The sequence below is a fragment of the Pantoea eucrina genome, from assembly GCF_002095385.1.
Classification (GTDB): Bacteria; Pseudomonadota; Gammaproteobacteria; order Enterobacterales; family Enterobacteriaceae; genus Pantoea; species Pantoea eucrina.
Map to the genome: position 1 here is coordinate 48,381 of NZ_MIPP01000018.1, position 25,875 is coordinate 74,255.

General features: G+C 53.8%; 25 protein-coding genes and 2 pseudogenes. 22 read left to right on the plus strand and 5 right to left on the minus strand.

Annotation, left to right across the window (positions count from 1 at the left end; genetic code table 11):
- Position 1 precedes the first annotated feature (1 nt).
- Genes HA43_RS09885 through HA43_RS09900 form a run of 4 tightly spaced genes read right to left on the minus strand, consistent with a single transcriptional unit; the run spans position 2 to position 4,084 of the window.
- Complete coding sequence (locus tag HA43_RS09885) at positions 2–1,087, minus strand: cysteine protease StiP family protein (RefSeq protein WP_065648016.1); 1,086 nt, start codon at positions 1,085–1,087, stop codon at positions 2–4.
- Positions 1,074–1,865, minus strand: a complete 792-nt coding sequence (locus HA43_RS09890; protein ID WP_094111571.1) for an HAD family hydrolase — start codon at positions 1,863–1,865, stop codon at positions 1,074–1,076. The genes HA43_RS09885 and HA43_RS09890 overlap by 14 nt, the downstream gene beginning before the upstream one ends.
- A complete protein-coding gene (locus HA43_RS09895; protein ID WP_369826835.1) occupies positions 1,858–2,991 on the minus strand; it encodes a phosphoribosyltransferase domain-containing protein in 1,134 nt (377 codons plus the stop codon). Before HA43_RS09895 ends, HA43_RS09890 begins: the two co-directional genes overlap by 8 nt.
- Positions 2,894–4,084 carry an ATP-grasp domain-containing protein gene (locus HA43_RS09900; RefSeq protein ID WP_094111572.1) on the minus strand — a complete coding sequence of 397 codons (1,191 nt, stop codon included), beginning with the start codon at positions 4,082–4,084 and terminating at the stop codon, positions 2,894–2,896. The genes HA43_RS09895 and HA43_RS09900 overlap by 98 nt, the downstream gene beginning before the upstream one ends.
- A 307-nt stretch (positions 4,085–4,391) precedes the next feature.
- On the opposite strand from HA43_RS09900, the gene HA43_RS09905 reads away from it, so the two are divergent.
- The 22 genes and pseudogenes from HA43_RS09905 (at position 4,392) to HA43_RS19055 (ending at position 25,373) form a co-directional block, all read left to right on the plus strand.
- The gene (locus HA43_RS09905) at positions 4,392–4,970 is read left to right on the plus strand and encodes a TerD family protein (protein ID WP_094111573.1); all 579 of its coding nucleotides are present in this window, start codon (positions 4,392–4,394) and stop codon (positions 4,968–4,970) included.
- A complete protein-coding gene (locus tag HA43_RS09910) occupies positions 4,970–6,130 on the plus strand; it encodes a TerD family protein (protein WP_065648020.1) in 1,161 nt (386 codons plus the stop codon). Before HA43_RS09905 ends, HA43_RS09910 begins: the two co-directional genes overlap by 1 nt.
- A 12-nt stretch (positions 6,131–6,142) precedes the next feature.
- Complete coding sequence (locus HA43_RS09915) at positions 6,143–6,598, plus strand: tellurite resistance TerB family protein (RefSeq protein WP_065648021.1); 456 nt, start codon at positions 6,143–6,145, stop codon at positions 6,596–6,598.
- Positions 6,599–6,626: 28 nt separating this feature from the next.
- Complete coding sequence (locus HA43_RS09920; RefSeq protein WP_065648022.1) at positions 6,627–7,661, plus strand: TerC/Alx family metal homeostasis membrane protein; 1,035 nt, start codon at positions 6,627–6,629, stop codon at positions 7,659–7,661.
- A gap of 68 nt (positions 7,662–7,729) precedes the next feature.
- Positions 7,730–8,308: a TerD family protein gene (locus HA43_RS09925; RefSeq protein WP_040113371.1), complete on the plus strand. Its 579-nt coding sequence runs from the start codon at positions 7,730–7,732 to the stop codon at positions 8,306–8,308.
- A gap of 69 nt (positions 8,309–8,377) precedes the next feature.
- Positions 8,378–8,953 (plus strand): TerD family protein, encoded by a 576-nt coding sequence (locus tag HA43_RS09930; RefSeq protein WP_040113372.1) that lies wholly within the window; start codon positions 8,378–8,380, stop codon positions 8,951–8,953.
- A gap of 75 nt (positions 8,954–9,028) precedes the next feature.
- On the plus strand, positions 9,029–10,261 hold the full coding sequence (locus HA43_RS09935; protein WP_065648023.1) for a vWA domain-containing protein: 1,233 nt from the start codon (positions 9,029–9,031) through the stop codon (positions 10,259–10,261).
- Positions 10,262–10,429: 168 nt separating this feature from the next.
- On the plus strand, positions 10,430–11,176 hold the full coding sequence (locus HA43_RS09940; protein WP_094111574.1) for a MerR family transcriptional regulator: 747 nt from the start codon (positions 10,430–10,432) through the stop codon (positions 11,174–11,176).
- Between the two features lie 216 nt (positions 11,177–11,392).
- Positions 11,393–12,319, plus strand: coding sequence for an aminoimidazole riboside kinase (locus HA43_RS09945; RefSeq protein ID WP_065648025.1), 927 nt, complete (start codon positions 11,393–11,395; stop codon positions 12,317–12,319).
- 204 nt (positions 12,320–12,523) lie between these two features.
- Positions 12,524–12,748: a type II toxin-antitoxin system RelB family antitoxin gene (relB, locus tag HA43_RS09950; protein ID WP_065648026.1), complete on the plus strand. Its 225-nt coding sequence runs from the start codon at positions 12,524–12,526 to the stop codon at positions 12,746–12,748.
- A 328-nt stretch (positions 12,749–13,076) separates the two neighbouring features.
- Positions 13,077–13,376, plus strand: coding sequence for a hypothetical protein (locus tag HA43_RS19215; RefSeq protein ID WP_065648027.1), 300 nt, complete (start codon positions 13,077–13,079; stop codon positions 13,374–13,376).
- 416 nt (positions 13,377–13,792) lie between these two features.
- The gene (locus HA43_RS09965) at positions 13,793–15,001 is read left to right on the plus strand and encodes an aldose 1-epimerase family protein (protein ID WP_094111575.1); all 1,209 of its coding nucleotides are present in this window, start codon (positions 13,793–13,795) and stop codon (positions 14,999–15,001) included.
- Between the two features lie 248 nt (positions 15,002–15,249).
- A complete protein-coding gene (locus HA43_RS09970; protein ID WP_065648029.1) occupies positions 15,250–16,770 on the plus strand; it encodes a carbohydrate porin in 1,521 nt (506 codons plus the stop codon).
- A gap of 61 nt (positions 16,771–16,831) precedes the next feature.
- Positions 16,832–18,202, plus strand: coding sequence for a sucrose-specific PTS transporter subunit IIBC (locus HA43_RS09975; RefSeq protein WP_065648030.1), 1,371 nt, complete (start codon positions 16,832–16,834; stop codon positions 18,200–18,202).
- Positions 18,202–19,611, plus strand: a complete 1,410-nt coding sequence (locus HA43_RS09980) for a sucrose-6-phosphate hydrolase (protein WP_065648031.1) — start codon at positions 18,202–18,204, stop codon at positions 19,609–19,611. The genes HA43_RS09975 and HA43_RS09980 overlap by 1 nt, the downstream gene beginning before the upstream one ends.
- A gap of 29 nt (positions 19,612–19,640) precedes the next feature.
- The gene (locus tag HA43_RS09985; RefSeq protein ID WP_065648032.1) at positions 19,641–20,648 is read left to right on the plus strand and encodes a substrate-binding domain-containing protein; all 1,008 of its coding nucleotides are present in this window, start codon (positions 19,641–19,643) and stop codon (positions 20,646–20,648) included.
- Positions 20,649–20,669: 21 nt separating this feature from the next.
- A pseudogene (locus HA43_RS09990) lies at positions 20,670–20,869 on the plus strand (type II toxin-antitoxin system RelE family toxin); the annotation flags it as partial.
- Between the two features lie 364 nt (positions 20,870–21,233).
- A complete protein-coding gene (locus HA43_RS09995) occupies positions 21,234–21,587 on the plus strand; it encodes a POTRA domain-containing protein (RefSeq protein ID WP_244555228.1) in 354 nt (117 codons plus the stop codon).
- Between the two features lie 42 nt (positions 21,588–21,629).
- Positions 21,630–22,798, plus strand: a pseudogene (locus HA43_RS10000) (IS3 family transposase).
- A 236-nt stretch (positions 22,799–23,034) separates the two neighbouring features.
- A complete protein-coding gene (locus HA43_RS10005; RefSeq protein ID WP_065648037.1) occupies positions 23,035–23,256 on the plus strand; it encodes a type II toxin-antitoxin system Phd/YefM family antitoxin in 222 nt (73 codons plus the stop codon).
- A complete protein-coding gene (locus HA43_RS10010; protein WP_065648038.1) occupies positions 23,253–23,645 on the plus strand; it encodes a type II toxin-antitoxin system death-on-curing family toxin in 393 nt (130 codons plus the stop codon). Before HA43_RS10005 ends, HA43_RS10010 begins: the two co-directional genes overlap by 4 nt.
- A 1,401-nt stretch (positions 23,646–25,046) precedes the next feature.
- Positions 25,047–25,373, plus strand: a complete 327-nt coding sequence (locus HA43_RS19055; RefSeq protein ID WP_065648040.1) for a hypothetical protein — start codon at positions 25,047–25,049, stop codon at positions 25,371–25,373.
- Positions 25,374–25,763: 390 nt separating this feature from the next.
- Here HA43_RS19055 and HA43_RS10025 read toward each other — a convergent pair.
- On the minus strand, positions 25,764–25,875 hold a 112-nt coding region (locus HA43_RS10025), incomplete at its 5' end, for an IS1 family transposase (protein ID WP_001691633.1).

A 25,875-nucleotide genomic window follows, 5' to 3' on the forward strand; every position in this document is an offset into this window, starting at 1 on the left:
ATCACGACACCTTCCTGATAATGGTTACGGCACGATACTGCCCCAACGTATCGCCCATCTCTTTTACCTGAATATCTTTTTGCGCGGCCAGATGCATCAGCAGGGCGACATCCGGATCGGTTTTACTGCGGACTAGGACGTGATCGGGCACGCGGCGCAGCACCGCGCGCGTGGCTTCGGCAATGCCGGGTTTGATACGGTTGCGGTTAAGAATATGATACTGCGCCGCCAGCTGGTTAATCACTGCCTGAGCAATCGCCTGCTGGTTGCGAAGGTGGGTGGCGTAAGGCACCGCTGCAGCAATCTGTGCCGTATCCAGCTGCTGCCGGAACCGGTCTACAGTGTCCACCATGCGCAAACTGCAGTCATACGCCAGCAGATGATCGCACAGCACGCAGCCGTGCAGGCCAGAGGCGCTCCACAGGGAACGTGACACCATGCCGGAAACCGGCGCGCCCATAATGCCAAACGGGATCAGCCAGTCGTCATCGGAGGCGGCAAGCCAGGCGCAGCCCGCCGGATCGGCCAGCACCGCCAGTCGCGGCAACGGCGGGTAGCCGGGCCGGTCGCGCAGGCTCTCAATCAGCTGGCCGGTGATGGCACCCTTACCGGTCCAGCCATCCACAAATACGATGCCCTCTGTGCCGTGCTTCGCCTCAATCAGGCTCAGCGCAGTTTCATCAATGCCGCGATCGCGGATAATGCTGATACCGTAGTGATACGATACCACGCCCATATCGCGCAGCGCGCGCTGCAGCATCACGCCAGGTGGCACGCCGGCCCGTACCAGGCTAACCAGAATCACAGGTTGCCCGGCGGCCTGAGCTATCAGCCCTTTAGCCAGCGTCACAACGTCACGTGCAAGCCGGGCGCTGCCCATCTCCAGCGCGCAGTTAAATATCTCCAGATGCGCCGCAGACGGCGCCGGCTCCTGGCTCAGCATCTCGGAATAGTGCTTCTGGCCGGACTGGATCAGGCGCTCTTTCTCATCGACCGGCGTCATCTCAAGCTGAACCGGATTCAGCAAAAACTGCACGTCCGAGGGCAGATAGGTGCCATGCAGCTGCTGTAATTCAGGGTTTTTCATGGGCGTCGGCCTTGTCAAAAATATGGCGGCGGATGGCGTCAGTAAACTGGCTGCGGGCGGGCATGCCAAACCAGTCACAGTGCTGCATAAAGCTGAAATCGCTGAGGCTATCGCCCAGCCCCATTACCGGGAATGGGCCACGCGTGTCGCGCAGCTGCTGCAACAGCCACGCCACCGCATGCCCCTTCTGAATGCAGTCAGGGATCCAGGCGATATTGTTGCCATTGGCATGGATATAAAAGCCCCGCGTATCGAGCTGCTGCTGCATCTGCGCATTGAACGCATAGAGTTCGGCAATCTGCGTGCTGTCGCGATGTTTCATCACAAAATAGATCGGGACACCATCATACTCGTAGTTCATGCGGCACCAGGCATTAAGGCCAGCGCGATCCAGCGCATCGCTCAGCTGCTGGCGATAGCTAACCAGCTGTGCCCGCATGGCTGACAGCTCGCTGGTAATACGATCCTGCCAGGCGCGGTTAAGGCTGCCGTCAGGTGACGCAATAACCGCGCCGTGCGTCATGACTTTCCAGGATGTAAAAGGCAGCGCCACGCGCGCCGTCTCTTCCGTACCGCGCGCGGTCACCGGGATCAGCTCTGCGCTCTGCAGCAGCCAGGAGACCAGCATCGACTGCTCCTGTGACATAAAGCTGCGCGGCTGCAGCTCGCGATCGTAGGCGCCCACTTCAACCGGGGTCTGCAGGGTTTCGGTCAGCATTTTTCTTTTCGTCTGGAACAGCGTGTCATCCAGATCGCACAGCACAACCGGCTTATTCATAAGCGATCACCTCAATGCGGGGGGCCGTCTGCTGTAATCCTGCCAGCAGGGTGGGACAGACAGCCTCCGCGGGCGTTTCAACACAGATAATCACCCGATCAAACTGCTGATGCGCCACGTTATAGACAAAATTTGGCATGCCAAGACCGTAGTTATCGCTGAAAGCGAGTATGGAGCTAATCGCCAGACCTTCTGAGATCGGCGAGCGCGTCAGTGAACCAAAGCGCACGCAGGCACCCTGCTGCTCCAGACGCTCTGCCAGCAGAAAAGGTGGCCAGATAAATTCTCCCGATCCCAGTACCAGAATACGTTCGCCCGGCTCAGAGTGCATATCGTCTGCAAAGCGGCAGTGAGCGTCCGCCATCCCCAGCCGTCCCCAGTCCTGACGGGCGGAGAGGGCCACTGCGCCCTGCGCCGTCACGTTTACCGCAGGCATTACCGGTACCGGTGCCCCTGCGCGTGGGGTCCAGTGCCACCGGCCCGCAACCAGTGAAACCGGCTCCACCGGCAGCGGACAGTGATGACGCACGGCATCACCGCTCCAGTCGGTGAGCGTGACGGTGACCACACGCGTCACCGCCTGCAGACCCGCTTCGCGCAGCGCCTGCAGCAGATTCAGAAACGTATTGCCCGTGGTCGCTTCATCATCAATCAGTACCAGCGTACGCGCCTGCAGCGCACGGCGGCGCAGCGTAGCGTCAGCCGGAAGATAGATAAGGTGATCGGTGGCGTGACTGTGATCCTCTTTAAATTCACACAGCAAATCACCTTCTACCGGATGACGGGTGCTGGTGAGGAACACCGGCTCAGCGATCTGCTCTCTGGCCGCGCGGAATACGCCAGCGGCGAGACCCACGGCGGTTTCGGCCATACCGATAAACAGCACCGGCCCCGGAAGGTCATGCGGCAGTTTTGCTGCCAGCGTCTCATAACTGGCGCGCATGATGGCCGGACTGACCGGGATATGACGTCCCAGTATTTTGCTGACAAAAAGGAATGCCCGTTTGGGATTGCGGCGTGCGGCAATATCAAACAGCGTCTCCAGTGGCGTCTCGCTCGTCGTTTCTACACGCAGCGTGCCGCCAGGCAGCTCGCGCTGATAGATCTGTAAGGCAGCGGTCATCAGCGGCACTCCTCATCCGGGCTGGCAGACCATGTGACAGGGTCACACTGTGCAGAGGCTGAACGGCATTGGTCGGGATGACCTGCACCGGATTAAACGCGGCACGCTGCGCAATGGCGTCCGCTGCGGAAATCAGTTCCAGCTGACGCAGTGCAAACAGGCCGGGCAGGTTAATCCCGCTGAACGCGGTATAACCGATACCGCCAGAAGGACGCAGGTTAGCCTCCAGCAGCACCGGATGCCCTTCAGCATCGTTGCGGGTCTGGACATTAATCAGGCCATCCACATGCAGCGTCTCTGCACAGGCAACTGCCAGGCGCCAGGCGGGCGTCTCCTGTTCAAAAACCTGTACTGAGCCCTCTTTGCGCCGGGCGACGGCTGCAATGACCCGGCCATTCTCCACCAGCATATCTACCGAGCGTTCCGGACCTGCAAGCCAGGGCATGACAATCTGCAGCGGCAGCGACTCACCGGCCTGCTGTGCACGACGCAGGCTCTCAATAAGCACGTCAGGATGGATCTGGCGGCTGTCCGGGTTGTTAAAAAAGCTCAGGGTATGCGCATCGCGTCGCAGCACCCAGAACCCCATGCCATAGATGCCGTGCACCGGTTTGATACAGGGTCGATGGCCCTGCGCCTCAACCTGCGCTATCGCAGCCGCTACCTCATCCGGCGTGCGCACTTCAATTGAAGGTACGGCAGGCAGACCGTGCGCGCTCATCTCCGCGCTAAAACGGGTTTTGTTATCAGCGAGCGTAAAGGTGGCGCGCTCGCGAGCGCCTGTTACCAGCCTGACATCCAGCGCTTCAATAGCCGTTCGCTGCTGCTCCAGCAACGCTCCGCGTTTGCCGGCGTGGATGGCACGTACCCGGTGCTGCTGACAGACATGCCGGATAAAAGCGAATAGGGCACCGTCATCCTCAGGTTCCAGATAAGCAACATCTGCTTCCGCCAGAATTTCCGGGCGGGAGGAGCGGTGAGAGGCAATCAGCACGAAATCATGCCGGCCCGCACGTCGCGCCTGCGCCACCAGCGCAAGAATATCTTTTTGGGAAGAAACCCCTTCCATAAACCAGATAGCATCCGGCTGACTCATCGTGTTGTATTCCTTATTTTTGCAGCGCAGGGCCTGCTGGCGCCGTCAGGTGAACGCCAGAACATTCAGGCAATCATATTATGATTGAATAAACTAATAAAGCACCTCGCTTCATTTACAGATTAATGACAGTTACCGCCTTACCAATAAAAATAGATAATTCTTTATAAAACATTACATTCACAACTGAAAGTAATCATATGATGATTGTTTTCTTGCGCAGGATAAAACTCATGTTATGATTGCTGAGCTGTTAAATTGATCGGCGTTTTTACTGCAGCAGCTAACCACTCATTAAGGAGAAGTGATGGTATCTTTAAGTAAGAATCAGACAATTTCGCTGGCGAAATCCAGCAGTGCGATTTCTCAAATTCAGTTCGGACTCGGCTGGGATCCTGCCAAAAAGAAAGGACTCTTTGGCAAACTTCTCGGCGGGGGCGATAGCATTGATCTTGATGCCAGCTGCGTGCTGCTTGACGCGCACGGTGGCGTGGTGGACACCGTCTGGTTCCGCCAGCTTCGTTCAAATGATGGTTCAATAGTCCACAGCGGCGATAACCGTACTGGCGAAGGCGACGGCGATGATGAGGTGATCAAAGCCGATCTGTCGCGTCTGCCAGCCAGCATTGAAAGCCTGGTGCTGACGGTAAACAGCTTTACCGGGCAAACCTTCAACGATGTAGCGAATGCCTTCTGTCGCGTTGTTGATCAGCAGGGCAAAGAGCTGGCGAAATTTACCCTGACCGAGCAGGGCTCGCATACGGCGGTCGTAATAGCTTCACTGCGCCGCAGCGGCGGCGAGTGGAACTTTACTGCGCACGGCAACGCTTCGCGTGCCCGCACCATTCAGGACATGATCCCCGATATTCAGGCGGTACTCTACTGATGAACCTGACGCCAGGGGGCAATGCCCCCGTACCTAATCAATCGCTGGTGGTGCGTGTCTCCTCTGGCGTACCGGTCGATATCTCAGCGTTTCGTCTCTATGACAACGGCAAAGTGCGCGGCGATTCGGACATGGTGTTTTATGGCCAGCGCGAAAATGATGACAGTACAGTGCGTCTTTCCGCGTCCGGCAACGAAACCATGTTTACCGTTAATCTGGCAACGCTGAAAAGCGATGTGCAGAAAATAGCCTTTACCGCCACCTGTGATGCCGGCAAAACCGTTGCGTCACTGGCGCGTCTCGCCATTCAGGTCGAAGCCGGCGGAAGCGTGCTGGTGCAGTGTGATGTTGATACCACCGGACGCAGTGAGGCTGCGCTGATCCTGGGCGAGCTTTATCGTCGTAACGGCGAATGGAAGTTCCGCTTTGTCTCTCAGGGCTTTAACGGCGGCCTGCAGCCGCTGGCTGAACACTTTGGTATAGAAGTGGATGAGAGCAGCGCTGCGCCCGCACCGGCTCCGGCACCAGCACCACAGCCCGTCGTAAATCTGAGCAAAGTCAGTCTGACAAAAGAGAAGCCCTCCATCAGCCTGACGAAAAAGGATGACTATGGTCAGATCCGCGTCAACCTGAACTGGAACCAGCGCGCTGCCGGCAACAGCGGCGGCGGTTTCCTGAAGGGCATCTTTAACAATAACAAAGGTGTTGACCTTGATCTGGCTGCGTTTGTGGAGCTGAAAGATGGCTATCGCACTATCGTACAGGCGCTGGGCAACAAATTTGGCAGCTTCCGCAGCGAACCCTTCGTTGAGCTGAAGGGCGATGACCGTACCGGCGCCGTCAGCGACGGTGAGTGGATCCATATCAACGGCAGCGAATGGAAGCAGATCAAAGAAGTCCTGATCTTTACCTTTATCTATGAAGGTGTGCCGAGCTGGGAAAACACTGACGGCATGGTGACCATTCAGGTTCCGGGACAGCCGCCGGTGGAAACCGCGCTTACTGAAGGCAACAACCGGCAAAACATGTGTGCGATTGCCCGTCTGATTAACGACAACGGCGCAATCCGCGTAGAGCGTATCAACCGCTATTTCAGCGGCCATCAGGAACTCGATCAGGCGTTTGGCTGGGGCTTTAACTGGCGCGCCGGTTCCAAGTAATCAGGAGTAATTATGAGCTTTTTTAACTCTCTTAAAGACAAATTTAACGCCGGCCGCGACGAGCTGACAAAACAGGTAAGCCGCTACAAAAACCGCGCCTTTCTCGAAGGCACCGTGGCCGTCTGTGCCCGTATTGCTGTTGCCAGCGACGGCGTCAGCAGCGAAGAGAAGCAGAAAATGATGGGGTTCCTGCGGGCGTCGCCGGAGCTGAGTATTTTCGACACCAATGAGGTGATCCAGTTTTTTGAAAAGCTGGTGACCTCATTCTCTTTCGATATGGAAGTGGGCAAGGGTGAAACAATGAAATATATCCTCGCCTTAAAAAATAAACCGGAACAGGCGCAGCTTGCGGTCCGGGTGGGTATTGCCGTGGCCAAAAGCGACGGTGACTTTGACGCCACTGAGCAGGCTAACGCCCGCGAAATTATTCAGGCGCTGGGCTTTCAGCCCGCTGAATTTGGCCTGTAACCGTTACTGACTTTTCTGGAGCTAATAGATGGAATCGACCCATATCGGGTTTCCGATTGAAACGGTAGCGGTGTTTTTACTGCTCTCTGTCGGAGCTATTTTTATCGACCTGTTCATGCACCGGCATGACAAACCTATTTCGCTGAAAAGCGCGGCGGGCTGGTCAGTATTCTGGATCCTGATGGCGCTGGCCTTTGCAGGCTTCCTGTATGTCCATCACGGCGCGGAAGTGGCCAGCCTGTTTGTGACCGGCTATGCGCTGGAAAAAGTCCTGTCGGTAGACAACCTGTTTGTCATGATGGCGATCTTCTCCTGGTTTGCCATTCCTAATAACTACCGTCACCGCGTGCTCTACTGGGGCATTATCGGTGCCATCGTGTTCCGCGGCGTTTTTGTTGCCATCGGTACAGGCCTGCTGGCGCTCGGTCCGTGGGTGGAAGTGGTATTTGCCGTTATCGTAGGCTGGACGGCTGTGATGATGCTGAAAAGCGGCGATGACGATGATGAGATCGAAGATTACTCACAGCACTTTGCTTACCGCATGGTCAAACGTTTCTATCCAATCTGGCCAAAACTCAAAGGCAGCGCCTTTGTGCTGAGCCAGAAAGAGGTCGATGCTGAACTCGCTAAGCCGGAGAACGCGGATGTGCAGGTAGGTCGCGTGAGCAAAGCGGCCCGCTACGCTACGCCGATGCTGCTCTGTTTAGCTGTGGTTGAACTTTCAGATGTGATGTTTGCGTTCGACTCGGTGCCGGCCGTGATCGCGGTCAGCCGCGAGCCGCTGATTGTGTACAGCGCCATGATGTTCGCTATCCTTGGTCTGCGTACACTCTATTTCGTGCTGGAAGGACTGAAGCAGTATCTGGTGCATCTGGAAAAAGCGGTGATCGTGCTGCTGTTCTTTATCGCCTTCAAGCTGGGCCTGAACGCGACCGAGCACTTCTTCCATCACGGTTACGCTATCGGCGCAACCACCAGCCTCTATGTCGTACTGGGCGTGCTGGCACTGGGGATTATCGCGAGCCTGCTGTTCCCGGGTAAAAAAGAAGAGCAGGCAGAGTAAGTCAGGGCGCGGCCCGGCCGCGCTATTGAATACCGCATACAGCGTATGCACGACGTGAGGAAAATAACATGGCAGTGACTCTCTCTAAAGGCGGCAACGTCTCCCTGGCAAAAGTCGACCCTTCACTGAAAAATGTGAAAATTGGTCTGGGCTGGGATACCCGCTCCACTGACGGTCAGGATTTTGACCTTGACGCCTCCGCTTTTCTGCTCACCGATGCAGGCAAGGTGCGTGGCGATCACGACTTCATTTTTTACAACAATCTGAAATCGGCTGATGGTTCCGTGACCCATACCGGTGACAACCGTACCGGTGAAGGTGACGGGGATGACGAATCGCTGATCGTTGAACTGGACCGCGTACCGCAGGACGTGACCAAAATTGTTTTTGTGGTCACCATTCATGATGCCGCAACCCGCCGCCAGTCATTCGGGCAGGTGGCAAACGCCTTTATCCGTCTGGTCAACAACGACAGCAACGTGGAAGCCGCGCGTTACGATCTGTCTGAAGATGCCAGCACGGAAACCGCAATGCTGTTTGGCGAGCTCTATCGCCACGCGGGCGAGTGGAAATTCCGCGCCGTTGGTCAGGGCTATGCAGGCGGCCTGGCCTCAGTCTGCGCGCAGTATGGTATCAACGCGTCCTGATCCGCAGTCACATACCCATTATCTGCCCGGTCTGGCCGGGCATCAGTCACAAGCAAAGAGGATTTCACCATGGCAGTTAATCTGACAAAAGGCGGTAACGTAAACCTGTCCAAAGAAGCCCCAACCATGACCAAAGCGATTGCTGGTCTGGGCTGGGACTCACGCGTCACCGATGGTCAGGCGTTTGACCTGGATGCATCGGTCTTTCTGGTCGGCGCAGATGGCAAAGTGTTATCCGATCAGCACTTCGTGTTCTTCAACAACGCCACCAGCCCGGACGGCTCTGTCGCGCATCAGGGCGACAACCGCACCGGTGAAGGCGAGGGTGACGATGAGCAGGTAAAAATTTCGCTGGCTACCGTGCCCGCCGACGTGCAGAAAGCCGTTTTTGCGGTAACCATCTACGATGCGGAAGCGCGTAAGCAGAACTTCGGTATGGTCTCTAATGCCTACATCCGTATTGTTAACGAAGACAACAACAGCGAAATCGCCCGTTACGATCTGTCAGAAGATGCCAGCACCGAAACGGCCATGGTCTTCGGCGAGCTCTATCGTCACAACGGTGAGTGGAAATTTAAAGCGGTGGGCCAGGGCTTTGCCGGCGGCCTGAAAGCGCTGGCAGCTCAGCACGGCGTATCCGTGTAACGGACTGCTGCAAAAGAGCCTCTTCCCCGTGAAGGGGCTTTTTTTTGTCTGTTAACCACCCACAGGGAGTGAAATATGGAACTGACCACCGGACAGAATATTGCTCTTAATAGCACGTGTCCTGAACTCTGCCTGACCTGGAAAACCAGGCCTGGATTCAGCAGCGACATTGATGCTTCAGCGTTTTTGCTCGGCGCAAATGAAAAAGTCCTCGGTGATTCGTCGATGATTTTTTTCAACCAGCCGCATAACGAAAACCGCAGTATTGTCATGCACAGCCATGCCGGAGAGGCGCGTTTTCAGATTCAGCTTCACGCGCTACCCGCTGCCGTCATGCGTATTGCTGTTACGCTGGTTATCGATGGCAGCGATACAGTAGGGGGTTTACAGCAGCTTACTCTGCAGTGTGGTGAACATCGCTACGATATCGCACCCGGCGATCGACGCGAGAAAGCCCTGATTGTCTGCCATCTCTATCGTCATAACGAACAGTGGAAACTGCGAGCGGTCGGGCAGGGATTTGATGGAGGCCTTCATCCGCTGGCGCTGCATTTTGGCGTGGATGTAGCAGAACCTGTGATCGCATCAGTACCCGCGGTTAGCCTGGAGAAGAAGCTTGAAAAACTGCCGCAACTGGTCAGCCTGGCAAAACCAATCCGCGTCAGTCTGGAGAAACACCGGCTCTCAGAAGTTAAAGCGCAGGTCGCCTTTGTGCTGGATGCGTCAGGCTCCATGACGGCACAGTTTAAGCGCGGTAATGTGCAGAAGGTGCTGGAGCGGGTAGCGGCGCTGGCCGTGCAGTTTGATGATGACGGCAGCATGCCGGTCTGGGCGTTTGGCGAAAAATTTCGTCAGTACGAGGATGTGTCACTGGATAACCTTGAGGGTTACATCGATCGTATTCGCAACGACGGCAGGCGGACGATGTGGGAAATCCTGCCGGGTCTGGGCGGCACGAACAATGAGCCACCGGTACTGGAAGCGATTAACAATACCTATCGCGACGCCACACTACCGGTGTATGTGGTCTTTATTACCGATGGCGGCATCAATAAAACACGCCTTATCAAAGAGAAACTCAGAGAGTCCGCCACACTGCCAGTTTTTTATAAATTCTTAGGCCTGGGCGGCAATAATTATGGCGTGCTGGAGCGTCTGGATACCTTTACCGATCGCCTGATCGACAATACACATTTTTTTCCGGTTGATGATGTCGGAAATATCAGCGATGAGCAGCTTTACGACTGGCTGCTGGTGGAGTTTCGTGACTGGCTGGATGCAGCAAAGCAAAAACGTATTCTGCGATAAGGTACGGCAGAGCGTTTTTCCTGCCGCTGCGGTTTACAGTCAGAACGCTGCAAGTTTTATGCAAATCAATGTCAATACGGTATCAATTGCGGATAACTAAGCGCACAATAGGGGTTCGTCGGCAGCGTTCTGAGCTGCTGACCCACACCCGATATCGGGGGACCTGTAATGAGTTTATATTCTGTCGAGGCCATCTGCGACCTTACCGGCCTTTTACCCGCCACCTTACGCAACTGGAAGCGCGCAGGCCTGATTACCCAGCCACAGCATAATGGTGAATACACCAGCGGACAGCTAACGCATATCTATAGCGTGCTGGACCTGACGGCTACCGGCAGCACGCTGCCTGAAATTTACGCCTTTCTGCAGGGCAGGTCACCGCTGCCGCAAAATCGCTGGCAATGCCGGCAGGAAGAGATGACGGACCAGCTGCGCGACAGCTCGGATTTAGCGCTGCAGGCGCGCATGCGACAGATGGGCAGCGACTACAGCGGTGATGATTTTGTTAACGCTTATCTGAAGCCGCTGAACCTGCTGCTGCGCAGTGATAACAGCGCAGATTCGGTTATAAAGCAATCACGCTTTCATGATGCCGTGGTTTTTCACGCACGCTGTATCATGCGTGCATCGGAGCGTCGTAAAACTGTCCCTGTTTTTCTGGAAGCTATCAGCGTGACAGACGCAACCGAAATCTGGCTGGAAGCTATTCGCCTGACCGGGCAGGGCTGCCGGGTCGAGATTTCCGAGAATGTGACCGGGTTGCCGGCCACCTCAATTTATCGGCACGATCACCATATGATGTGGTGTGGAGCAGGGATCTCGCAGCTGATGCAGTGGAACTATCGTGAAAAACTGCGCAACGATAAACCGGTGATGCTAAGCGGCCCCGATCGCACATTGCTGACTGCAGCCTGATAAAGTTTTACAGCCCGGCTGGCTGCCGGATTGTACCTGTCGGCTAGCCTTCAGCCACCCTCTGAACACTCTGCCCATCAACTTCTGCACCCATAAAATCTGGTATCACCCGCACACTTTCGCAAAAAAGTGGCCTGAACCTTTCTAACCCCCTCCGTTTGTGCATAATAATATGTTATTGCTAAACCGATTTAGCTTGCGATCAGGAGAAGTGAAATGGTCAAACGGGTATGGTGTCTGGGCGATGCAGTTGTGGATCTGCTGCCGGAGTGTGATAACAGATTGATTCAGTGTCCCGGCGGTGCGCCCGCCAATGTGGCGGTGGGTATCGCCAGGCTTCAGGGCAACAGCGGCTTTATTGGTAAAGTAGGCGGCGATCCCTTTGGCACGTTCCTGATTGATACGCTTAATGCCGAGCAGGTAAACACCGAGTTTATGCAGCCAGATAACACGCAGCGCACCTCGGTTGTCGTGGTGGCGCTGGACGCAGACGGTGAGCGCAACTTTACTTTTATGGTGCGTCCTTCAGCAGATCTGTTTATCGAAACGCACGAGCTGCCAGCTTTCCGGGCGGGCGAATGGCTGCACTGCTGTTCGATTGCACTGCTCAGAGATCCCTCACGAAACACCACGCTGACGGCGATGCAGCAACTGCATGAATCGGGCGGCTTTGTGAGTTTTGACCCCAACATCCGGCACGATTTATGGGCAGATGAAGCGGAGCTGCGCGACGCGCTTGCCCGTGCGCTGGCTCTTGCTGACGTAGTAAAGCTTTCAGAAGAAGAGCTGACCTTTATCTGTAACACCAGCGATATCGCGGCAGGTATGCAGCAGCTGGCTGAGCAATATGCTATCAGGCTTATTCTGGTTACCCAGGGCCGCCAGGGCGTGCAGGCATGGTCCCGTGGCACGCTGCAGCACTATCCGACGCGCCCGGTTGTCAGTGTGGATACGACCGGCGCCGGAGACGCTTTTGTTGCCGGGCTGCTGTGGCATTTAGCCGGACAGGGTTTGCCGCAGGATGACGTGCAGCTCAGAGAGTGTCTGGAGCGCGCGCAGATCTGCGGCGGGCTGGCAACCACGGCGAAAGGCGCAATGACCGCGCTGCCTTATCTTGATCAGCTGCAGCAGCAGCTTGCCTGATTAAAGGGGGCTTGAAGGCCATTAGCACCGTGCCGGGAGCAGCAGGCCGGCCGGTAAGCAGGATGTAAGATTACAGCGAGGAAAAGCATAGCAGGGACATGTCATGTTTAATGCTGTTGTTTCAACCAGTGATTGGTTTTTTTTCATCCTGACAGGGTTATGATTTTTGCTATCCATGTACAGCACTTAAATTCAGGGGCCGTTATGCTTGCTATCCGTTTATCTGATGATATTGAGTCCCGTCTGGACTCGCTGGCGAAAAAAACCGGTAGAACAAAGACGTTCTATGCACGCGAAGCTATCCTTACGCATCTTGAAGATCTTGAGGATTATTACTTAGCAGCGGAAACAGTTGAGCGCATCAGGCGTGGAGAGGAATCCATGCATTCGTCCGAAGACGTGAGGAAGTCACTTGGTCTGGACGATTAATTACTCTGACCGTGCACTGAAAGTGTTGCGTAAAATGGATAAGCAAAATGCGCGACGGATAGTGGATTTTATGAACATACGCATTGCTGCTTCGGTAGATCCGCGCCAGTCAGTGAAGCCGCTAAAAGGTGATTTAGGTGAGTTTACACCCGTCGCATTAGCTCCATAAATACCCGCCTTCATATTTTCATAGCTAACAGTTCATGGGTAAGCATACCCGCCCTGAATCCGCGATTTTCAGGTCCGTTTTTCAGCTTAATAATTTAGCAGGGAAACTATCCAGGGTATGATGCGCGCTGGTTAACCTTACTGCTCAAAAGGAATTGGCGTGGAAATCATCGGTGACAATACTCTGGTCACAAGTCTCAGAGGCACATACAAAACCGTTCAGTGTCGCGGCGAACAGCGGAAGCACTGGCTTGAGCTTCAGTTCGTGGATGAGAACAACAGCCCGGTTACCGGGCTGAACGTTAGGCTGGAGTACCATCCGCTTGCCTCTTCGGTGTTCCTCGCTCTGCAGGATATGCTGGGCATTTCGCTGATGGAAACCCGGAAACTGCCGGGCGGGGAGCATGCCCTGGCCCGCTTTAATTTCGTTGCTGAGAAAGAAGTTAAAATTCCTCAGTAAAGACGTGGTTGTCGTGGTGGTTGCAACGCTGCTTACCGGATGTGATAACCGGCCTGACAGGATGCTGACGGAGTTGTTGCTAAAACTATTTCGTTCCATCAGACTTCAAACCCTCTTAAACGACACCATTCCGCAACCCGGCTGTTTTCGCAACTGAGCATCAGGCAGCACGCGTTTATTTATCCTACCCCTTTAAAGCTGAAACGATTAAACCAAACACCACCATTTCAGCTTGATTTCTCTCTCTGTGCGTCTAAAAACGCCGTCTTAACCTCTCAAAATGTGATCTAACCCAAATTTACAGAGATTACTGACGGTATAACCGACCGAAGTGAAGCACCTCACGGTTTCATTTTCCTCATGTTTGTACGCTTAGCTGACATTAGCTAAATCAATTCAGCAAAGGATGCATCATTATGAAATTAGCATTATTGGCCGGTGTGGTCATGGCGGGGATCAGCGTTCAGGCAGCAGCACAGACATGGGTGCTGACGGATGCTGAAGCAAGTACAGAGAAGGGAAACTGGCACATCGACAGCAAAACGCTGAAGCTGGGCGGCCAGCCGTTCAGCATCGAACAAAAAGTGCTGCATGGCGGCAAACAGGAAGGTTCGAAAGTCATTACGATTACCAGTCCGGAGGGCCTGACCATCGCGCTCAGCCCGACGCGCGGGATGGATTTACTGTACGTCAGGGGACACGGCGTGCGTCTGGGCTGGGATTCGCCGGTAGATGAAGTGGTCAACCCGGCCTATATCAATCTGGAGAGCCGCAACGGTCTCGGCTGGCTTGATGGCTTTAATGAAATGATGGTGCGCTGCGGCTATGAGTGGACCGGGCATCCGGTCACTAAAGATGGCCGCATCTATACGCTGCACGGTAAAGCGGGCAACACACCCGCTTCGCAGGTTGAAGTCACCGTGGATGATAAAGCCCCGCATGAAATCCGCATTCGCGGCCTGCTGAAAGAGCATACGTTCAAAAAATCGAACCTCGCCACCTGGACAGAGCTCCGTTACGTGCCGGGTACAGATGCCTTCACACTGCATGATGTGTTAACCAACCACGGCGATTATCCGCAGGATTATCAGATCATCTATCACAGCAATTTCGGCACGCCGATTCTGGAGAAAGATGCCCGCTTTATCGCACCGCTGAAATCTGTCTCGCCTTTTAACGATTACGCGCAGAAAGGGCTGAATAGCTGGAACGTCTATGATGCGCCTGCCAGAGATTTTGATGAGATGGTATTTAACCTGGTGCCGAAAGCGGACAGCAACGGAAAAACGCTGGCGGCGGTGGTTAACAGCAAAGGCAATAAAGGGGCATCAATCGAGTTTGATACCCGCCAGCTGCCGGTGCTGACCATGTGGAAAAACACCGACACGCTTAAACAGGGCTACGTTACCGGTATTGAACCCGGTACCAGCTATGCCTATCCGGTCACCATTGAAAAAGAGCAGGGCAGGGTTAAGCAGCTACAGCCGGGCCAGAGCACCACGTTTGAGCTGACTTACACGCTGCTGAAAGATGCTGACGCCGTCAGCAAAACGGAACAGCGTATCGGGCAGATTCAGGGCGATGAAAAAGTCACCGTAGATCAGGCGCCGATTGCTAAAGAGTAACCGCATGGAGCAGAGCCTGGCTCTGCTCTTTTTTCCCTCTTTCTCCTGCTTCTCTCTCCCCCATGTATTACCCACCTGAGACGTCCCTTTGCGTTTTCCTGCACTATTTTGCGATGTACTTCACATCACTTAAAACGGTTTAGCAAAATCAGTTGCGCACAGTAACAAAGTTCATCAGGATTCAGCTACTAAATCGGTTTAGCAAAAAACAATATCTGATAATAGCTACCTCTCAGGGACGCCATACCATGAAAAAAAGCATCCTCGCCCTTACCCTCAGCGCCTTATTAAGTTCAGGAACAGCGTGGTCCGCCACCGATATGAGCAGTATTGAAGCGCGTCTTGCAGCAATGGAAAAACGTCTCGCGGCGGCAGAACAGCGTGCTGACCTTGCAGAAACCCGCGCAAAAGCAGCAGAAAAACAGGCACAAATGCTGGCCACCGCCCAGCAGAAAAATCAGACGGCGATTGCCCGGGTTGAACAGCGTACGGCAAAAGCCGCACCCGCGACGACAGGCAGCGAGGATAGCGGATTTGAGTTTCATGGTTATGCCCGCTCCGGCCTGCTGATGAACAGTTCAGCGGCCAAAACGCAGGGTGGTCCGACCGTTACGCCGGCTGGCGAGACCGGAGGACATGTGGGCCGGCTGGGCAACGAGCCTGACACCTATGTTGAACTGAATCTGGAGCACAAAGAGACGCTGGCAAACGGGGCCACCACCCGCTTTAAAGCGATGCTGGCGGACGGGCAGCGTACTTACAATGACTGGACAGCGGCCAGCAGCGATCTCAACCTGCGTCAGGCATTTGTTGAGCTGGGGCAGCTGCCCACTTTCTCCGGCGCTTTCAAAGACTCTACCGTCTGGGCGGGTAAACGCTTCGATCGCGACAACTTTGATATTCACTGGATCGACTCCGACGTCGTGTTTCTTGCGGGTACCGGTGCCGGGATCTACGACATGAAGTGGGGCGAAACCACACGCAGTAACCTGTCACTTTACGGACGTACCTTTGGTGATATCGAAAATAATGAAAACACCGCGCAGAACTACATTCTTTCACTGAATAACTTCACCGGACCGCTGCAGCTGATGCTCAGCGGCATGCGCGCTAAAGATAATGACCAGCGCACCGATATCGAAGGAAATCGCGTGAAAAGCGACGCGGCTAACACCGGCGTGCACGTATTAGCGGGCATCCATAACGATACTTTCTACGGCCTGCGCGAAGGCTCGGCTAAAACGGCCCTGCTCTACGGCCACGGTCTGGGCGCGGAAGTGAAAACGCTGGGATCTGACGGTGCGCTGCTGCCGGAAGCCGATACCTGGCGCCTCGCAAGCTACGGCATTACGCCGCTGGGCGGCGGCTGGCATATTGCGCCAGCACTGCTGGCACAGAGCAGCAAAGATCGCTACGTCAAAGGCGACAGCTATGAATGGGCGACCGCGAACCTGCGCCTGATTCAGGAATTCACGCAGAACTTTGAGATGCAGTATGAAGGCTCATATCAGTACATGGATCTGCGGCCTGAAGGCTACAACAGCCGCAATGCCGTGAGTGGCAATTTTTACAAGCTCACCGTAGCGCCGACGCTGAAAGCCAGCGACGTCGGCGACTTCCTCAAGCGCCCTGAAATCCGTCTGTTTGCCAGCTGGATGGACTGGGATCACCGTCTGGATAACTATGCGGGCGATGACGCCTTTGGCAGCAGCGGCTTTAAATCTGGCGGCGAGTGGAACTTTGGCGTGCAGATGGAAACCTGGTTCTGATTCTCCGGCCCCTGCGGGGGCCACATTCTGGCAGGCATAACAACGAAAAACAGAGGTTACTATGGATGTTGTACAGATCTCCCGCGCGCTGCTGCCGCTGCTGGGAGGCCGGGAAAATATTGCCAGCGCGGCGCACTGCGCTACCCGTCTGCGTCTGGTACTGGTGGATGATGCCAAAGCAGATACCGCCGCGATCGGTAAACTCGATGGCGTAAAAGGGTGCTTCCGCAATGCCGGACAGCTGCAGGTCATTTTTGGCACCGGCGTGGTGAATAAGGTGTATGCTGCCTTTATCCGCGAAGCCGGCATCAGCGAAACCAGTAAGTCAGAAGCAGCAGATATCGCTGCACGTAAACTCAATCCTTTTCAGCGTATTGCGCGTCTGCTGTCGAATATTTTTGTTCCGATTATTCCGGCCATTGTCGCCTCAGGTCTGCTGATGGGGCTGCTCGGCATGGTGAAAACCTACGGCTGGGTTAATCCGGAAAATGCACTCTATATCATGCTGGATATGTGCAGCTCAGCGGCATTCATCATTCTGCCAATCCTGATCGGATTCACTGCCGCACGTGAGTTTGGCGGCAATCCGTTTCTCGGGGCGACGCTGGGCGGGATCCTGACGCATCCGGCGCTGACCAACGCCTGGGGCGTGGCGGCTGGTTTCCATACCATGAACTTCTTTGGTATCGAAGTCGCGATGATTGGCTATCAGGGCACGGTGTTCCCGGTACTGCTGGCGGTATGGTTCATGAGCGTACTGGAGAAACAGCTACGCCGGGTGATCCCCGACGCGCTGGATCTGATCCTGACGCCATTCCTGACGGTGATTATCTCCGGTTTTGTAGCGCTGCTGATTATCGGTCCGGCCGGGCGCGCGCTGGGTGACGGGATCTCCTTTGTCCTGAGCACGCTGATCGCCCACGCCGGCTGGCTGGCGGGATTACTGTTTGGTGGTCTCTACTCTGTCATTGTGATCACCGGCGTACACCACAGCTTTCACGCTATTGAAGCGGGGCTGCTGGGCAACCCGTCTATCGGCGTGAATTTCCTGCTGCCGATCTGGGCGATGGCTAACGTCGCACAGGGCGGGGCGTGCCTGGCGGTATGGTTAAAATCAAAAGATATTAAGATTAAAGCTATCGCGCTTCCCTCCGGCTTCTCGGCGCTGCTGGGGATTACCGAAGCAGCCATTTTTGGTATCAACCTGCGCTTTATGAAACCTTTCGTAGCGGGGCTGATTGGCGGTGCGCTGGGAGGTGCATGGGTTGTCTCGGTGCATGTTTATATGACGGCTGTAGGCCTGACCGGTATTCCGGGCATGGCGATTGTGCAGGCCAGCTCGCTGCTCAATTACGCCATTGGTATGGTGATCGCTTTCAGCGCAGCCTTTGTTATCTCTTACCTGCTTAAATACAAAACGGACGCAGAATAATGGCCTCATTAAACCTGTTCCCCGCTATCCTGCAGGCGGTCATGCGCGGTCAGCCGCGCGCGCTAAACGATGCGCACTATCCCGGCTGGCATCTTGCGCCTGTAACGGGTTTGCTGAACGACCCTAACGGCTTTATCCACATTAACGGACGCTATCACCTCTTCTACCAATGGAACCCGCTGAGCTGCCAGCATCAGCATAAATGCTGGGGGCACTGGAGTTCAGCGGACCTGCTGCAGTGGCAGCATGAGCCGATCGCGCTGATGCCGGATGAAGAGTATGACCGCAGCGGCTGCTACTCCGGCAGCGCCGTGGACAATCACGGTGCGCTCACGCTGGTTTACACCGGTAATGTGAAGTTTGACGATGGCAGCCGTACCGCGTGGCAGTGCCTGGCGGTACAGAATGAAGCAGGAGGTTTCGATAAGCTGGGACCCGTTATTGCGCTGCCTGAAGGGTATACCGGACACGTCCGCGATCCAAAAGTGTGGCGGCATGGTGAGAGCTGGTACATGGTGCTGGGGGCACAGGACAATGCGCTGCAGGGCAAAGTTCTGCTGCTGCGCTCTGACGATATGCACACGTGGCACAGGCTCGGGGAGATTGCCGGCAGCGGCCTTAACGGGCTGGGTGCGGCAGGATATATGTGGGAGTGCCCCGATCTCTTCACGCTGGGCGACAGTACGTTTCTTATCTGCTGTCCGCAGGGGATCACGCCTGAAGAACAGCGTTTTCTCAATGCGCATCCCAGTGCATGGCTGGCAGGCGATCTGGACTATGACACCGCCCGCTTTACGCACGGCGACTTTCATGAGCTGGATGCCGGCTTTGAGTTCTACGCACCGCAGACCACACTGACCGCCGATGGCCGTCGCCTGCTGGTAGCATGGATGGGGGTGCCGGACGGTGAAGAGAGATATCAGCCTACTATCGCCCGCGGCTGGATCCACCAGATGACCTGTATCCGCGAGCTGGGAACGCGTGACGGCAAACTCTACCAGCGGCCGGTAGCTGAGCTGCAGGCGCTGCGCGGTGAGGAGCACGCTTTTCAGGGTCTGGCTGCAGATGCCCCCTTTATTGCCGCGCGACGGCTTGAGCTGGAGCTGACCGGTACGGGCGGTATCACGCTTGATTTTGCCAACACGCTGCTGCTGGAGTGGCATAGCAGCGGACTGCGTCTTGCGCGTCGCAGCCTGTCGAACGGGGAGTGGCACTATCGCTACTGGCAGGGAGCAGTGACGCAGCTGCAGATTTTATGCGACCACTCCAGCGTAGAGATTTTTATCAACGAAGGCGAGGGCGTGATGAGCAGCCGCTATTTTCCGGCAGCGGAGGCGCAACTCAGGCTGATCGGGGACACAGAAGTTACCGCGCGCTACTGGCCGCTGCGACGCTGCGTGGTACAATAAGTTATTGTTTCCCTGACTGATGCCATGACGTGAGAAAAACCAAACGCGTAACCATTACCGATATCGCCGCGCTGGCTGGCGTCTCGAAAGCGACCGCCAGCCTGGTGCTGAACGGCCGGGGTAAAGAGCTGCGCGTCGCCAAAGAGACGCGCGAGCGCGTGCTCTCCCTGGCCCGTGAGCATCATTATCAAGCCAGTATTCATGCGCGTCTGTTGCGCGATAATCGCAGCCATACGCTGGGTCTGGTGGTGCCGGAGATCACCAATCACGGTTTTGCCGTATTCTCAGACGCACTGGAAAACCTTTGCCGCGAAGCGGGACTACAGCTGCTGATCTCCTGTACGGATGAAAATGCCGGCCAGGAGCGGGTTGTCGTGGATAACCTGGTCGCCCGCCAGGTGGACGGGCTGATTGTCGCCTCCAGCATGTCCGGCGACAGCGACTATGTAAAACTCAGCGAACAGCTGCCGGTCGTACTGTTTGACCGCTATATGAATGATACGCAGCTGCCGCTGGTGATCACGGATGCGGTTACGCCTACTGCCGAATTAGTGGCGCAACTGGCGCGCGCTAATCCGGAAGAGATCTATTTCCTTGGCGGTCAGGCACGCCTCTCTCCGACGCGCGATCGCCTTGCCGGCTTTCTGCAGGGGCTGGAGCTGGCGGGCGTCACGCCCCGACCGGAGTGGATTATTCATGGTAACTATCACCCCAGCAGCGGTTATGAGATGTTTGCCGCGCTCTGCGCCCGACTCGGTCGTCCGCCACAGGCGATCTTCACCGCCGCCTGCGGCTTGATGGAAGGGGTGCTGCGTTACATGAGCCAGCATCATCTGCTCAACAGCAACATCCGCATCGCCAGTTTTGATGACCACTATCTCTATGATTCACTGTCGGTAGCGATTGATACCGTCGAACAGGATGTACCGCGACTGGCGCAGGAGTGCTTTGCGTTGCTGAGCGCGCTGATTGCTGGCGATGAGCCTGCCAGTAACCGCAGAGTGCTGCCGGCCACACTCCGGCTGCGTCACGCATAGCGGCGCTTGTGATCGGAGCAGAGGCAACAGTTTGCGAAAAAGCTGAAGAAGTGTTGCGATAACCCCCATATCGCATCTGCCAGACTGCGCGGGATAAAATCAAACTGCAAACGTCGGGGTTCCGGCTGGTTTATCAGGTGATCGACGATCAGCTGATCATCGCAGTCGGAAAGCGCGAACGCAGCGATGTGTATCATCCTGCCAGTGAGAGAATGCGATAGCATTAGATTTGCAATGGTAATTACGCATTCCACCTTGCACCGGGAAAAATAAGCTATATCTGCTCTCTTTAAGCGGGCTCCTGATACGGTTTTATTAACCAATCAGAGCGGGTTTACGTTTAATCACAGTGCAAACGCTAATGAGAAAAAGACGATATATCTGGAAAATACTCCCGATTGCATCAGCACTCGCAAATATCTCTCTTTATATTTGAGTTAGGGCAGCCCGGAACGATGCTTTAGGTAATATTACGATTGCATTCTCGTTTTATAGCGCCATCAGGAACTTTCTGATTGTTAAGGTGATATTCTGTGCAGGCAAACTGACAGGAAACAGACAATCACTTTAACTTAAGTCTTTATAATGGCACATACAGGGATGGTACTGGCGCTGAGCGTCAGCTTATTAACTGCTTCAGCAGCAGCGGCACCGTTGAATCCGGGCGACCGTGATTATATCCAGAATCAGCAGCAGCAACGTTTACAGCAGGATCAGCATCAGCGCGATGCGCTGTGGAACGCGGTGTCGCCTCTGGCCGCCCCAGCCGGGGAGTCAGGCATATCCGGTCCGTGCTTCCCTGTTCATCATATCGTTATCCGTAACGCGTCTTTATTATCGCAGAGCCAGCAGCAGAATATCACCGCCCCCTATATCCATCGCTGCCTGAACTTAACCAATATTAATTCTTGTAGTGGTTTACTGAATTTGGCCACCTGAACAGAGGTGATATGCTCACCTCAGAACATTACAGGTGCCTCAATGAAAAAAAGAAATTTCAGCGCAGAGTTTAAACGCGAATCCGCTCAACTGGTCCTTGATCAGAACTACACCGTTGCAGCTGCGGCCAGTGCTATGGATGTGGGTCTTTCTACCATGACGCGATGGGTAAAGCAGTTGCGGGATGAACGACAGGGCAAAATACCTAAAGTTTCCCCTGTAACCCCGGAACAGATTGAAATACGTGAGCTGAAGAAAAAGCTACAACGCATTGAAATGGAAAACGACATATTAAAAAAGGCTACCGCGCTCTTGATGTCAGACTCCCTGAACAGTTCTCGTTAATCGGGAAACTCAGAGCGCAGTATCCTGTGGTCACACTTTGCCACGTGTTCGGGGTTCATCGCAGCAGCTACAAATACTGGGAAAAAAGCCCCGAAAAGCCAGACGGCAGGCGAGCTGTGTTACGCAGTCAGGTTCTGGAGCTGCATAACATCAGCCATGGTTCTGCTGGCGCAAGAAGTATCGCGATTATGGCAACCCTGAGAGGCTTCAAAATGGGACGCTGGCTTGCCGGAAGGCTCATGAAAGAACTGGGTCTGGTGAGTTGTCAGCAGCCTACCCACCGATATAAACGTGGTGGTCCTGAACACATCGTTATCCCGAATCGCCTTGAGCGACAGTTCGCAGTGACAGAACCGAATCAGGTGTGGTGCGGCGATGTGACGTATATCTGGACAGGCAAGCGTTGGGCTTACCTTGCTGTTGTTCTCGATCTGTTCGCAAGGAAACCGGTAGGTTGGGCAATGTCATTCTCACCGGACAGCAAACTGACCATCAAAGCGCTGGAAATGGCGTGGGAAGCTCGCGGTAAACCAGCCGGAGTGATGTTCCACAGTGACCAGGGTAGCTACTATACAAGCAGGCAGTTCCGGCAACTACTGTGGCGTTGCCGGATCAGGCAAAGTATGAGCCGACGTGGAAACTGTTGGGACAACAGCCCGATGGAACGCTTCTTCCGGAGTCTGAAAAACGAGTGGGTGCCAGTGACAGGTTATATAAACTTTAGCGAAGCTGCTCATGCGATCACAGACTATATCGTCGGGTATTACAGCTCGCTAAGGCCGCATGATTAAAACGGTGGGTTGCCCTCAAACGAATCGGAAAAGCGATACTGGAAAAACTCTAAATCGGTGGCCAGTTTTAGTTGACCACTACATTTCATGGTGGAGGAAGGCGCAGCCACCAAATGTGTTCGCAATATGTACAGATTGAGCCTGTTTACCATGAATAGACGAACATTTGCCTGCTAACTTAGTGGGCTACCATGAATAGACTAACGTTACCATGAAACCAGCAATATTTTGCTGATAACATTTGCGAGTGCGTACGCAAATGCGTACCATAATTTGCGTACACAAATGAGTACCATATTTAAGAGGTCATCATGAATACAGTTAACAGCAGGGCAGCACGCGATACTTGGGCTGCTACGCTCGATGCGGCACTGGTTGAGCCAATCGAAGTTACCCGCAATGGTGGCAAAGAAAGCGTTGTAATGCTATCTAAGAGCGAGTTTGAGTCGTTAAAGCGCATCCAGCTTGAAAAGGATATGGACTACATTCTGGATCGCCATGCCAATACGTTTAAGGCTTTAGCCGACCGATGAAGCTGGAATTAGAATACCGTTCTGTCACAGCAGACGAACTGATCATGCTTCATGCCAGGCTGGAAAGCACTGCGCCGGGATTACCTGGTATAGCAGACCGCAGTAAAGCTAAAGCAGTGATAGACCGTGTTACCACACTCTACCTATATGGCGAACTGCCTGACGTATGGCACATTGCAGCAGCGCATCTTGAAGCCGTAGCGCGTGGCCATGTGTTCGCTGACTATAATAAGCGAACCGCATTTTTCGCAATGATGCTTTTCCTGCGCCGTAACGGTATAGATTTGAACCCGGAAGGTAATGCTCTGGAAGAGTTGACCGTCAGCGCAGCTACGGGAGAAGCTGATAGGGCGATGATTGCAGCAGAATTACAAAGACTAGCTATGTGATGAGACCCCAAATCTAAAAATATTGTGAATGTGCTTAAACAGCAATTTATTTACTTTTAGAATGAATTGGCGTTCAAAACATACCTGTACGATGCCTTATCGAAGCCACGAAAACGAAGTAGACCTAGCTTAATTGTATGGCTGAAGTGCAGTCAGTAAGGGCAAACCGATTTCTGCGTTTATTTCTGAAGAAGATCGGGAGTTCCCACGTGAAGCTGGCAAAGGCAAATGCAGTCTCAAGATACGCAAACTGCGTCAGCGAATCAAAGGTGCAATAAAAGCAGGCGACTACCGATTATGTTGGCCATATGCCTGCCAGCGCCCATAAGGACAATCTTACGTGTGATCAGAGCGCCGTCCTGTACTTTATCAAAACCCGTGTTGAAGCAACCGGCCAGACAGTTCATCTTAATCTGCAGGATTAAACGTTTGCCACCGTTCTCTGGATTGGAAAGTCTGGCGCGATACGCTGCTGCAGGAAATGATTGAGAAGGGCACGCTCATAGTGAAAATACCTGTCCTTATCGCTTAATCATACAAGTCTGCTTTACGCCCGCCACGTGAGGGCAATTTGTACATCTTTATGCCGTGCAGGTGCATTACCGGCAGCACGCGCCGCGCTGAGGCAAGTATGCGCTTGTCAGTTGTTCAGAAACAGACTTTGCTCATTCTGTATCAGTTTTCCCTTAATCGGCGCCAGACGGTGCCGCAGCGAACGATCCTGCACATAATTTATGAGCGATCAGACGATATCTATCCCAATAGCTTCCGTGCGTCCTGTATTCGCCTAAACGGTCTCAGGCTGATGGTGCAGGAAAGTGGTGATTCCAATCGGAAGTGGCTCAACCTGACTGGGGGCAGCATAAAAGCCCGGGCTCTGTCTGACACGCTGATAGCAGATGTATCGAAAAAGCTGCCCAATAGTCCGGACTGAGTTTCTGTTCCTACCGTGTGCGGTATGCGGCCTAAAACATCTGTTAATTTTTTTCCAAAAAACTGAAGTACCAGATAACTTTAATTCATTTTATTTGAACACGTTAATTTCTTACTGTGATTTATCAAAATTTTTAAATGAGTGCCATGGTACTGAAATACTTTTTTGATCATATGGTCTGAACTACCCATAAAATTATTAAAAGCGAAGAGTCCATATAAATCATATGCTTGAAGTTTTTTTAATCTAGAAAATTAACTTCAATAAGTTAATTGCAGGCCAAAAATTAAATTTGTCCTAAAAAAAGTAGTTGATAAGGATCGCGTTATTTGTGTTAATCCGCTTATAAGAATATTCCATAACTGTTTTTGTCACCGGCACTTTTGTGACACATGAAATCCCATCAGGTGAAATTAATAATAATCAATATCATTTAACATCAGATGATAAACAGCAAAGGATTTACCATGTATACGGCTTTAAAATATTACGTAAGCGATAACAATCCTGAAGGCCTACTGCTTCACCGTGCTGACTGCGCACACCTGCCCGATCAGGCGGCCCGTGTCTTTATCGGAAGCTGCTACTCGCTGAATCAGGCCAGAACAGTGGCAGCAGCCAATTTTAAAGGGGTAAAGCCCTGCCCGCACTGCGTGGCAAAGCCCGAAGTTAAAGCAAAGCCTGCTACAAAGGTAAGGCGTGCAGTCAATATCGCAGCTAAAATTTCAAAAGAAAATAAGCCGGTCGTGGAATTCAAAAGCTGCGTTCGCCCGGTCAGGCATATGGCTGTTTGATACAACATAAGCTATACCTGAATGATGCAGGAGTATTTGTGCTGACCCAGGTATGTGAGTGTATGTCCGATAATAAAAAATAAAATGAAAATACCGATTGGCCGCGTAAAGGATCACGCGGCTTTTTTGTTAGCTCACTGCAACACGCCATGAAACCAGCAACCTGCTGAATCATAAAACTGGTGTCCGCCCTTACGCGGCATATTCTGCGAACCTAACAGGCTTCACTGCTCAATGTGAAAGTGCTGGTTTCATAGCGACAGATGCAGGTTGCTGCTTTCATAATATTTTTTTAAAGTCGTCAGCTTAAATGCTGATGTATTCCGGCTAAAAGTGTAGTCTTTGCCCTCACTGCAATATTTAGAAGCGTAGCCTGGTAATGCTCCCAACTTACTGATAGTGTTTTATGTTCAGATAATGCCCGATGACCTTGTCATGCAGCTCCACCGATTTTGAGAACGACAGTGACTTCCGTCCCAGCCTTGCCAGATGTTGTCTCAGG